At 43.8% G+C, this 12,273-nt stretch carries 8 protein-coding genes; 7 read left to right on the forward strand and 1 reads right to left on the reverse strand.

Annotation, left to right across the window (positions count from 1 at the left end):
• Positions 1-216: 216 nt before the first annotated feature.
• Positions 217-1,212, forward strand: coding sequence for an IS4 family transposase (locus LK453_RS06220; protein WP_227945199.1), 996 nt, complete (start codon positions 217-219; stop codon positions 1,210-1,212).
• A gap of 130 nt (positions 1,213-1,342) precedes the next feature.
• Here LK453_RS06220 and hslO read toward each other — a convergent pair whose 3' ends face one another.
• Positions 1,343-2,272: an Hsp33 family molecular chaperone HslO gene (gene hslO, locus LK453_RS06225; protein ID WP_007395759.1), complete on the reverse strand. Its 930-nt coding sequence runs from the start codon at positions 2,270-2,272 to the stop codon at positions 1,343-1,345.
• 681 nt (positions 2,273-2,953) lie between these two features.
• Between hslO and LK453_RS06230 the strand changes: the two genes are divergently transcribed.
• The 6 genes from LK453_RS06230 (at position 2,954) to LK453_RS06255 (ending at position 11,922) form a co-directional block, all read left to right on the forward strand.
• Positions 2,954-4,753: an AMP-binding protein gene (locus tag LK453_RS06230; RefSeq protein WP_201529152.1), complete on the forward strand. Its 1,800-nt coding sequence runs from the start codon at positions 2,954-2,956 to the stop codon at positions 4,751-4,753.
• Positions 4,754-4,870: 117 nt separating this feature from the next.
• A complete protein-coding gene (locus LK453_RS06235) occupies positions 4,871-6,481 on the forward strand; it encodes a carboxyl transferase domain-containing protein (protein WP_201536528.1) in 1,611 nt (536 codons plus the stop codon).
• A 116-nt stretch (positions 6,482-6,597) separates the two neighbouring features.
• Complete coding sequence (locus LK453_RS06240; RefSeq protein WP_201536531.1) at positions 6,598-7,431, forward strand: enoyl-CoA hydratase/isomerase family protein; 834 nt, start codon at positions 6,598-6,600, stop codon at positions 7,429-7,431.
• A gap of 111 nt (positions 7,432-7,542) precedes the next feature.
• Entirely contained in the window at positions 7,543-9,648 is a 2,106-nt protein-coding gene (locus tag LK453_RS06245) for an acetyl/propionyl/methylcrotonyl-CoA carboxylase subunit alpha (protein ID WP_201536534.1), read from the forward strand.
• A 116-nt stretch (positions 9,649-9,764) separates the two neighbouring features.
• Complete coding sequence (locus LK453_RS06250) at positions 9,765-10,682, forward strand: hydroxymethylglutaryl-CoA lyase (protein ID WP_320157805.1); 918 nt, start codon at positions 9,765-9,767, stop codon at positions 10,680-10,682.
• 52 nt (positions 10,683-10,734) lie between these two features.
• On the forward strand, positions 10,735-11,922 hold the full coding sequence (locus tag LK453_RS06255; protein WP_007395753.1) for an isovaleryl-CoA dehydrogenase: 1,188 nt from the start codon (positions 10,735-10,737) through the stop codon (positions 11,920-11,922).
• Positions 11,923-12,273: the final 351 nt, after the last annotated feature.

The raw sequence follows: 12,273 nt of genomic DNA on the forward strand, positions 1-12,273 counted from the left end.
TTATAAGCATTCGGTTATAAGTTTTCGGTTATAAAAAATGTCTCTGCACACGACAAAAAAACAAAAAAGTCTGTTAAAGCAAAGGCATAATAGTAATTTTTAAGACGAATCAGACCATGCCAAACTTTAACAGACTTAGTGAAACTTTAACCCAAAACCTGAGCATGAACAAGGCAAGAATCAATTGTTTGAGCCTAATGATAATAGCCCTGATTACTGCTCAAAGCAGTAGTCTTAAAAAAAATAGCAAGACACCTTCCTAAGGGTGGTAAAACCGACAGCCACTATCGCAGACTACAGCGATTTTTTGCCGAAGCGAGGATAGACTACGATCAACTGGCTTTGATGATATATCGACTATTTGGACTAGGCAAAGTCACCTTAACCATTGACCGCACCAACTGGAAATGGGGTAAAAGTAACCTCAACATCTTTATGCTAGGAGTGGTATATAAAGGGATAGCCATCCCCTTATACTGGCAAATGCTAGATAAGCGAGGTAATACAAACCATCTTGAACGCTGTGAACTTATTGAGCGGTTTATCAAACAATTTGGCAAAGATAACCTTGAGATGATAGTAGCAGACAGAGAGTTTGTTGGCGAAAAATGGTTTAACTGGCTCACCAATAATCACATACCCTTTGCCATACGGATTAAGAAGAACAGTAAAGTTAGGAATCATCATGGCAAGCTGGTACAGATTAAAGAGTTATTGCGCCATGTTAGCCATCAAGAAACATATCGACATGGGCGAATACTGACTGTCGATGGTTGTTTGGTTCGAGTATTTGCCAAGCGTGATAAAGACTATGGTTTAGTGATTGTCGCAACCAATCAACTAGAAACAGTGGATGCGATGACAAGCTATGCTAAGCGTTGGGAAATTGAGACTTTATTTGCTTGTCTAAAGGGGCGTGGCTTTAATCTTGAAGATACCCACTTAACCCATCTTGATCGGGTCAGTAAATTAGTCGCAGTGAACGCCTTAGCATTTTGTTGGGCTTATCATGTCGGTATTTATAAAGACAAAGATAAGCCGTTAAAACGCAAGTTAAAGTCAAACGCTCGACCTCAAGCCAGTTTGTTTGCGCTTGGCCTGGATTTATTGATTGAAGGTCTTCGTTTGGTATTTTTTAACAATGATAAGACTGTATTTCGACAATTAGTTAGCTTTTTAACCCCTAAACCTATGAAAATCGGATGGGGATGATTTTTTTGTCGTGTGCAGAGAAAAAATGTAACAGCGTAAAAAAATAAAAGGTATTAATGAATAGAAGCCAATAAAAAACCTCCTAAGCTTGTGGCATAGGAGGTTTTTAGTGCAGCAATTAATGGGCTATTTAATCAAATATCTCTTCAATATCAGCCTTATTAAACTTATAGACCGACCCGCAGAATCCGCAGTCCATCTCAAAAGTGCCGCCTTGTTCTTCAACGATTTCGAGCGCTTCAGCTTCTCCGATTTGGGCAATGGCTGCTTCACACTTATCACGAGAACAGGTACAGCCAAATTCTAGGGCAATAGGTTCAGGCGCAACCACGCTTTCTTCATTGTATAAGCGGTAAATAATCTCATTAGCATCTAAAGTGGTTAACTCTTCAAACTTAACGGTACGGGTAAGTAGGGTCAGACGCGTCCACAAATCATCATCAATACCTGCGGTTTCGTTCTGTTCTACTTCATACATCTCTTCTGCGGTACGTGGCAACATTTGCACTAAGATACCGCCTGCTTGTAAACCATCACACGCTAAATTAATGAGGGTTGGGATTTGCGCAGATTGTAATTGGTAATGGGCCAAACATTCGGCTAAATTATCATGGCTTCTTTCCACGATACCTTGATAAGCTTCTCCCTTAGCAGGCTGAATGTTGATGAACATCACGCCTTTGCCGACTGCGCCTAATTCTGCAAAAGCATCATCGGCACTGGTCTTGTTTGCCCATGCTTGCTGCTGCTGTTCAGTGTCTGATTTCCAACTGGCTAAAGCACGAATAATACCTGACTGGTTACATTCTGCCACTGCCCAGCTGAGCAAGCTACTCTCATCCGAAGACTGCAGCTGGATAGATAACGTACCGTCAATCTTCAGGGTACCAATCAATAAGCTGGCTGCTGTGAGCATTTCACCCAATAGACGCTTAATTGATTCCGGATACTCTCTCTGTGCAGTGATAGTGGCATAGCTTTGTTTTAAGCGTACCACATCACCACGGACAGGTGAGTCAGCAATAAAAAAGCGTTGACGTAAATCAGTAAGTTCGGTCATTTAATGTCTCAATCAGTTATATGGTGCGGTTATCAGTTAAATATTGTTCGATAAGATAAAGGGGTCATTCGGTAGCTTTCATTCAATAGCTCAGTAAATTCATTCGATAAATTGAAAGTAATAAGTTAATGGTAAGTGGTCATTAAATTAGGTAGATATACCGATAGACTTTTATTTAAGTGCTATATATTGGGGATACTGCTCAGTTTATCAATATAAAAAAGAGTATTAAAGGTAAGTTTTTGCATACTAATCCAGTCAAATCTTGCGAATAAATTCTAATATGACGTTTAATAGTGGTTGTTGTTGACATCAGTTGTAATTAGCCTTTATATTAGAGCGGTAAACAACTGTGTCCTAGATTTACGCGGACATAGCTTAACTAACTTACTGTTTTGTCACTATTTTGTCATTATTTCGAAAGTGAATAAATAGTAGGTACTGGCCTTTATTGTTGTTGATACACACTTAAAGCGATACAGAAAATACAGTGATAGTGACCAGTAGAGTCACTGATATTAAGTCACCAACATGATAAGTTACTAAATGGAATTTAGGCAGGGTAGTGCTTCTTTGTATGAGCGTCACTAGAAGTGGCTTCAAGAAAGATAACGTAGCATCAACCCTATATCTTAGATGGTTCGTAATTTTAGATAGTTAATAGCAACGAAAGGATTCGTTATGATTGGTTCCACCCACGCGTCAGATAATACTTCTACCACCTCTTCTGTCTCCAAACAAGCTCCCACTTTTGATTTAAATGCTCTACAAGGCGTTAGTATGGGCGATAGATCAGCCAATGCTCCTTTGAAAATGAGCCATGATTGGGGGCCTAAAACCCCTTTAATTGAAGCCACTATTGGTGATTTCTTTGATGCTGTGGTTGAAAAATACCCAGATCAAGAAGCCTTAGTGGTGTGTCATCAAAATATCCGCTGGAGCTATCGTGAGCTACAACAAAAAGTAAATCAATTGGCCAGTGCCATGATTGAGATGGGGCTGGAGATTGGTGACCGCATCGGTATCTGGTCGCATAATAATGCAGAATGGCTATTGATGCAGTTGGCTACTGCCAAAGTAGGGGTTATCTTAGTCAATATTAACCCCGCTTACCGCAGTTTTGAATTACAGTATGCGCTCAATAAGCTAGGCTGTTCAGCTTTGGTTTTAATGCGTCATTTCAAATCAAGCGATTACGCCAAAATCATTCGTGAACTGTGTCCAGAGATTTATCATAAGCCTTATTATCAGCTAGACTTGGTCGAAATACCGACTGTAGAACGCATCATCTGGATTGATGAGCCAGACACTGAGGAAGAGTTTGGCTTTATGCAAAAGTTCTCAGAGTGGATGACAGAGGGTGATGCCAATGATCCTCGAGTTGCTGAGCGCCAAGCAAAATTAAAAAATACTGATCCCATCAACGTCCAGTTTACCAGTGGCACCACAGGCACCCCAAAAGGGGCGACGCTAACCCACCGCAATATCTTAAATAACGGTTATTTTATCGGCGAGGCAATGGACCTAAGCGCTGAGGACCGGTTGTGTATTCCTGTACCGTTATACCATTGCTTTGGCATGGTGCTCGGTAACCTAGCAATCTTAACCCATGGCGGTTGTATCATTTATCCCAATGACGGCTTTGAGCCTTTGTCGGTGTTGAAGGCGGTAGAGGAAGAGAAATGTACTGCCCTTCACGGCGTTCCCACCATGTTTATTGCAGAGCTTGAGCATCCAGACTTTGATAAATATGACTTATCAACCTTACGTACCGGTATTATGGCCGGTTCAAGTTGCCCGATTGAGGTGATGCGTCGCGTCATCGATGAGATGCACATGAGCGAGGTAACGATTGCTTATGGCATGACTGAAACCAGTCCTGTTTCTTGCCAAACCAACAAAAACACCCCACTAGACAAGCAGGTCTCAACAGTAGGTTTGGTGCAGCCCAATCTAGAAGTAAAAATCGTCAATACTGAAACCGGAGAGGTCGTACCTATTGGTGAAACAGGTGAGCTGTTAACCCGTGGTTACTCAGTAATGAAAGGCTATTGGGGCAGCCGCTTTAAAACCCGTGAGTCCATTAAAGATGGCTGGATGCATACCGGCGACTTGGCCACGATGGATGAAGAGGGTTATATCAAAGTGGTGGGTCGTAGTAAAGACATGGTGATCAGGGGCGGAGAAAATATTTATCCAGTAGAGATTGAGAACTATTTATACCGTCATCCGAAAATTAGCGATGTTCAAATCGTCGGTGTGCCCGACCAGAAATACGGCGAAGTCTTGGCGGCTTGGATCATTCCAAAACAAAATGTCGAATTGACCGAAGAAGAGGTCAAGCAGTTCTGTAAAGAGAATATTGCCCATTACAAAATACCGAAGTACTTCCGCTTCGTGCAAGAGTACCCGATGACCATCACCGGTAAAATCCAGAAGTACAAGATTACCGAAATGATGATTGAAGAGTTAGGGCTCTAAGGTCTTAGTACCAAAGCCCTAAGCAGCATTTATTTCATACCGCAAGTTATAAATCTGCAAATTATAAATCTAAAAAAGACAACGACAGCGATACCGCAACCATAGATAAGGGATGTCATGAGTGCCATTATTACCAGTAAGCTAAGTCCGAATTCAAAAGAGTTTGCCGACAATACTGCTGCCATGCAAGCAGTGGTAGATGATTTACATGCTCATCTAAAGAAGATTTCACAAGGGGGGCCTGAACATTCTAGGGCCAAACATTTAGCACGAGGCAAGCTATTACCTCGTGAAAGAGTTGAGCGTCTTTTGGACCCAGGCACTGCCTTTCTGGAAGTGGCACCCATGGCGGCCTTTGATATGTACGATGCGGATATTCCTGCGGCTGGAGTAATTGCCGGTATCGGACGTATTAACGGCATCGAGTGTATGATTGTCTGTAATGATGCGACGGTCAAAGGTGGAACCTACTACCCGATGACGGTCAAAAAACATTTGCGCGCTCAAGAGATTGCACAAGAGAACAACTTACCTTGTGTCTACTTAGTCGATTCAGGTGGCGCAAACCTGCCCAACCAAGATGAAGTATTCCCTGATAAAGAGCATTTTGGTCGAATTTTCTTTAACCAAGCCAATATGAGTGCTGCCGGTATTCCTCAGATTGCCGTAGTTATGGGTAGCTGTACCGCTGGTGGTGCTTACGTGCCTGCCATGAGCGATGAGTCTATTATCGTTAAAGAGCAAGGCACTATCTTCTTGGGAGGACCACCACTGGTCAAAGCGGCTACCGGTGAGGTGGTCAGTGCAGAAGATCTAGGCGGTGGTGATGTCCATACCCGTTTGTCAGGTGTGGTTGATTATCTGGCCCAAAACGATCTGCATGCCCTATCGTTGGCACGTGACATCGTAGGCAACCTAAACCGTGAGCCAAAATACATCCCTAATCAAATCGAGCCTAGACCACCAAAATATGACGCCAAAGAGCTGTATGGCGTAATTCCTACCGATACCCGTAAGCCCTTTGATATTCGTGAAATTATTGCACGTATTGTCGATGCCAGCGAATTTGATGAATTCAAAGCCCGTTTCGCCACTACTTTGGTCTGTGGCTTTGCCCATATCGAAGGCATGAAAGTGGGTATTATCGCTAACAACGGTATTCTGTTTAGTGAGTCGGCTCAAAAAGGCACGCATTTTATTGAGCTGTGCTGTAAGCGCAATATTCCTTTGGTGTTCCTGCAAAATATCACCGGCTTTATGGTCGGCCGCAAGTATGAAAACGAAGGTATTGCCCGTCATGGTGCGAAGATGGTCATGGCAGTTGCCAATGCCAAGGTGCCGAAATTCACGGTCATCGTCGGTGGCTCATTCGGAGCAGGTAACTACGGCATGTGTGGCCGAGCTTATAGCCCCAGATTCTTGTGGATGTGGCCGAATGCGCGTATTTCAGTAATGGGCGGCGAGCAAGCAGCGTCGGTATTGGCCACAGTCAAGCGTGACAATATTGAGCGCAAGGGCGAGACGTGGAGCGCTGAGGAGGAAGAAGCGTTTAAAGCACCTTACAAAGAGATGTATGAGAAACAAGGTCATCCTTACTATGCCAGTGCGCGCCTTTGGGATGATGGAGTGATTGACCCTGTTGATACCCGTAAAGTATTGGCGCTTGGCTTAAGTGCGGCTTATAACGCTAAGATTGAAGAGACTAAGTTTGGCGTGTTTAGGATGTAACGTTTTTAGAGTATGTCATTCAGCTTGCCATACTCGATAGCCAAACTGGCGTTAACTTTTTAATCTGTTTCAGCTTATATAGCCCATTACTCTAAAGAATAGATAACGAGATATTTATGACGATTAGTCACTCCCTACCAACTTCCTTAGCGCACTTAGAGACATTAACTACTTTAAAAGTTACGGTCGAGGATTATATTGCTACCGTAACTTTAGCCCGTCCTGATAAGCGTAATGCTTTTAACGATAAGGTTATTGAAGAGTTAAATCAGGTATTTACCCAACTTAGTAATAGTGATAGCAATGAGGTTCGAGTCATTGTTTTGGCAGCAGAAGGCAAAGCCTTTTGTGCAGGGGCCGACCTAAACTGGATGCGAGCTATGGCAGACTATAGCCGTGAGGAAAACCTGGCGGATGCTGATAAATTAGCTCAAATGCTTAGCGTTATTTACAGCTGCCCCAAACCGACAGTGGCCGCTATCCAAGGTGATGTTTATGCTGGCGGTATTGGACTGGTTTCTGTCTGTGATATTGCGATAGCGGTGGACTCTGCTAATTTCTGCTTAAGTGAAGTACGCTTAGGATTGGCGCCTGCCACCATTAGTCCTTATGTCATTAGAGCAATGGGTGCACGTGCAGCACATCGCTATTTCTTAACGGCAGCAGTATTTGATGCGACCGAAGCGCAACGTGTGGGGCTGGTCCATGAGACCGTGGCTGTGACTGAACTGGATGAAAAAATAGCGTCAATTGTCAAAAAGCTGCGTAATAACAGCCCAAATGCGGTTAAGGAATGCAAAAAACTACTGCATTATGTAGCAAGTGAGACCATTGATGACACATTGATCGCCAAAACGGTGGAAGGCATTGCGGATATCAGAGCATCTGATGAAGGCAAAGAGGGCGTTCAATCTTTCTTGCAGAAGCGTAAGCCTAATTGGCTAAGTTAACAATTCGCAGTACTACATTATCTTCCTTTATTGAATATAAAAGACAAGATCATAAAGGAAAAAATACATATAGGGCCATGTTCAAGAGAGCCAACATCTAAAGGAATAGTTATGTTTTCTAAAATTTTAATCGCCAACCGTGGAGAGATTGCCTGTCGCGTGGCGGCCACTGCGAAGCGTATGGGCGTGCGCACAGTCGCGGTATACTCTGATGCTGATCGCTATGCCAAGCACGTCAGCGTCTGTGATGAAGCGGTTTACCTGGGCGGCTCAGCACCGAAAGACAGTTATCTTAAAGGCGATTTACTCATCAAAATTGCGCAACAAACTGGGGCTGAAGCCATTCATCCGGGTTATGGTTTTTTAAGTGAAAACGCCTCTTTTGCCAAAGCTTGTGAAGAGGCAGGTATTGTCTTCATCGGCCCGTCAGCTTCAGCGATTACCGCAATGGGCTTAAAAGCAGAGTCGAAGCAGTTGATGGAAACGGCTGGGGTACCACTTATCCCTGGGTATCATGGCGACAATCAAGACCCTGAATTTTTGCATCAACAAGCCGATAAAATTGGTTATCCTTTATTAATCAAAGCCAGTTCAGGCGGTGGCGGTAAGGGCATGCGCCTAGTCGAGAGAAGCGAAGACTTTATCAGTTTATTAGACTCTTGCCGCCGCGAAGCCATAACCAGCTTTGGTAACGATGCGGTACTTATCGAAAAATACGCTTTAAATCCACGTCATATTGAAATTCAAGTATTTGGTGACAGCCATGGTAATTACGTTCATTTATTTGAGCGTGATTGTTCAGTACAACGTCGCCATCAAAAGGTGTTAGAAGAAGCTCCCGCTCCAGGTGTCGATGAAGCGATGCGTCAAGCAATGGGGACGGCCGCCATTAATGCGGCACGAGCCGTAAACTATGTGGGTGCCGGTACTGTAGAGTTTATTGTTGAACAAAGACCTTCTAGTGAGGGCAACGTAGAGATGGGCTTTTACTTTATGGAGATGAATACCCGTCTTCAAGTAGAGCACCCTGTTACCGAAGCCATTACTGGTATGGACCTGGTAGAGTGGCAACTGTTAGTGGCAGCTGGCGGTGAAATACCAGTGAAACAGCAAGATTTGACCATTAATGGCCATGCTATTGAAGCCCGTATCTGTGCTGAGAACCCTGACAATGAATTCTTACCGGCGACAGGTACGCTATTCACTTACCGTAAGCCTCAGCACAGTAAATTTAGTATTAGCGATGTTCGGGTAGATGATGGGGTGGAAGAAGGCGATGTGATCAGCCCGTTTTATGACTCTATGATTGCAAAGCTGATTGTGCATGCCCCAACACGTGAGCAAGCCTTGGCAAAATTAGATCAGGTTTTGGCACAAACCCGTATTGTGGGTCTGCCCAACAATGTGGCCTTTTTACGTCATATTCTGGCAACCCAGTCCTTTAGCCAAGCTAAGCTAGACACAGCACTTATTGAGCGTGAAAAAGAGGTGTTGTTTGACCAACAGCCTTTACCTTTACCGATATTGGTTTCAACGGCGGTGATTAATAAGTTGATGGCCGAACAGCAAGCCAAAGTAAGTCAAAATAAGGTGCAAAGTCATGATCCCTTTAGTCAGCTTGGTGGCTGGCGTGGTTATAGCGAGTATCAGCGTCAATTCGATTTGATTTTAAATAAAGGCGATGAAGCGCAAGGCTATACAGCGGTAATAACTAACTCGAAACAGTTGGTAGATAAGGGCAGTCATACTTTTGAATTAACGGTTCGACCGACTAGTGAAGATAATTCTGTCACAGCGACAGAGGCGGTATATCAGGGCTTTGTGGAATATAAGAGCACAGATTGCGACAGTTATGTACTGTGGCTTGATGGACAACGTCGAAAGGTTCAAAGTTGGGTAGAAAACGAAAAGGTACAGGTCTTCACCGAAGAGGGCAGTGGTACGATTACCTTAATTGACGCCATGGCACATGTTGAAGGCGATACTCAGGCAGCAGGCAGCTTAAAGTCGCCGATGCCAGGCCAAGTGGTTGCCTTCAAAGTGGCCGCTGGAGATAAAGTGAAACAAGGCCAACCTTTGGCAGTGATTGAAGCCATGAAGATTGAGCACACCATCAATGCCCCAGCTGATGGGGTGGTGGCAGAGCTACTCTTTGCACCAGGTGATTTGGTGGCCGATGGTGATGAGCTATTGAGATTAGACACAGAGACCGCTTAAGTGGGTCGCCCTAATAGTTCAATAGCAGTTAAATAATAAGTTAAGTCATAGCTAAACAGCGGCCAAATGACGTTAAGACAATCACTAGATAACGGCAACATAACATAAGATGAGTAATGCCAATGAATTATCCAGATAAGGTTTCTATTATTGAGGTTAGCCCCCGTGATGGGCTGCAAAATGAAAAACAAACCGTGCCCACTGATGTTAAGTTTGAGCTGATTGAAGGGCTGATTGATGCCGGTATTAAAAAGCTTGAAGCCACCAGTTTTGTGTCACCAAAATGGGTGCCACAGATGGGCGATAACAGCGAAATAATGCAGCGCATTAACAGAGACAACAATCGTCATAAAGATGTCTGTTATTCAGTACTGACTCCCAATATGCGTGGTTTTGAAAATGCGCTGGCATTTGCCCCTGATGAAGTGGTTATTTTTGGGTCGGCCAGTGAAACCTTCAGCCAGAAGAACATTAATTGTAGTATCGATGAAAGTATTGAGCGTTTTGCGCCTGTGGCTGAAGCCGCAAAGGCAGCAGGTATTAAAGTTCGTGGTGTTATCTCCTGCACAGTGGGTTGCCCTTATGAAGGAGAAATTGCTCCCAGCCAAGTGGCTTATGTCACTAAACGCTTAGTCGATATTGGGGCCGAGCATATTGGGGTGGCAGATACCATCGGTGTCGGGACGCCTATCAAGGTACAAAATGCGTTAAAAGCAGCAATGGAATATATTGATGTGACCGATATTTCAGGGCATTTCCATGATACCTATGGTCAAGCCTTGGCCAATATTTTGGCATCATTAAGTTTGGGTGTAGCACAGTATGATACCTCTGCCGCTGGCCTTGGTGGCTGTCCTTATGCCAAAGGCGCTACCGGTAATGTGGCGACTGAAGATGTGGTCTATATGCTACAGGGCATGGGTATTGAAACCGGTATAGATTTAGACAAGTTGGCTGTCGCAGGTCAACGTATCAGTGACTTTTTGGGTCGCAAAAATGGTTCGAAAGTAGCGACCGCTCTTTTACGTCGCTAGTAATTTTTTAACACGTTTTTTCAATCGCTAACTAAGCATAAAAAGGATATTTATGAGTTTACCAGGGTTAGATTTTCAATTGGGTGAAGACATTCAAGCGCTCCGTGATACGGTTCGAGCTTTTGCTGAAAAAGAGATTATTCCAAGGGCAGCGGAAATTGATAGTAGCGATGAGTTCCCGATGGACTTATGGCAGAAGATGGGTGATTTAGGCTTGCATGGCATCACTGTCCCTGAAGAGTACGGCGGCGTTAATATGGGCTATATGGCACATATGATTGCGATGGAAGAAATTAGCCGTGCCTCTGCTTCGGTGGCATTAAGTTATGGCGCCCACTCAAATTTATGTGTGAACCAAATTAAGCGTAATGGCAGCGAAGCTCAAAAGCAAAAGTTTCTGCCTAAGCTAATCAGTGGTGAGTTTGTAGGTGCTTTGGCCATGAGTGAGCCGGGTGCTGGCTCCGATGTAACCAGCATGAAGTTACGTGCTGAAGCCAAAGACGGCGGTTATGTGTTAAATGGCAGCAAAATGTGGATTACCAACGGTCCTGATGCAGACGTAATGGTGGTCTATGCCAAAACTAATCCAGAGCTAGGTCCTAAAGGTATTACAGCCTTTTTGGTAGAGAAGGGCATGGAAGGTTTTGGTACTGCGCAAAAGCTAGATAAGCTAGGTATGCGTGGCAGTCATACAGGTGAGATGACTTTCAATAATGTGTTTGTGCCCGAAGAAAATATTATGGGTGGCTTAAATAATGGCGTTCAAGTGCTGATGAGTGGCCTTGATTATGAGCGTGCAGTATTGGCCGCAGGCCCAGTCGGCATTATGCAAGCAGTGATGGACAATGTGATTCCCTACATTCATGATCGCAAGCAGTTTGGTCAATCTATCGGGGAGTTCCAACTGATTCAAGGCAAAGTGGCGGATATGTATACTATTTTACAAGCCGGTCGCAGTTTCTTATACACAGTTGGCAAAAACTTAGATTTGTTAGATCAACGTGGTGCCGGTCATAGCCGTGAAGTACGTAAAGATTGTGCCAGTGTCATCTTATGGTGTGCCGAAAAAGCGACTTGGATGGCAGGAGAAGGCATTCAAATCTTTGGCGGTAATGGTTATACCAATGAATATCCGTTGGGCCGCTTCTGGCGAGACGCGAAGCTTTATGAGATTGGTGCCGGTACCAGCGAAATTCGCCGTATGTTGATTGGCCGTGAGCTGTTCAACGAAACCAAATAAGCTTTAAGCTGATTAGATCCTTTGAGTCTTATCGACACTCTATATTAATACCAACGTCCCATCATTATGATTGGGGCGTTTTTTTATGCAGCGGTTATTTCAGCATCAAATGAGTTGTTATACCTTTACTATAAAATAAGTCACTTTTATCAAACTCGCTGAACCTGCTACTTGTCATGTTTGCGCTTACTTTAATAGACTCGCTTTCACAAATAGGTTAATTTCTAGATTTGGTATAAGATAGAGTGAGTGGCTACTGAGTATTATATTATCTTCATTTAAGTAGTTTTATTTAAGTGGCTTTGTTTAAACATGAGCGGGATGCTCTATCAATAAATTAGTACTAAACAG

It is taken from the genome of Psychrobacter sanguinis, assembly GCF_020736705.1.
Lineage (GTDB): Bacteria > Pseudomonadota > Gammaproteobacteria > Pseudomonadales > Moraxellaceae > Psychrobacter > Psychrobacter sanguinis.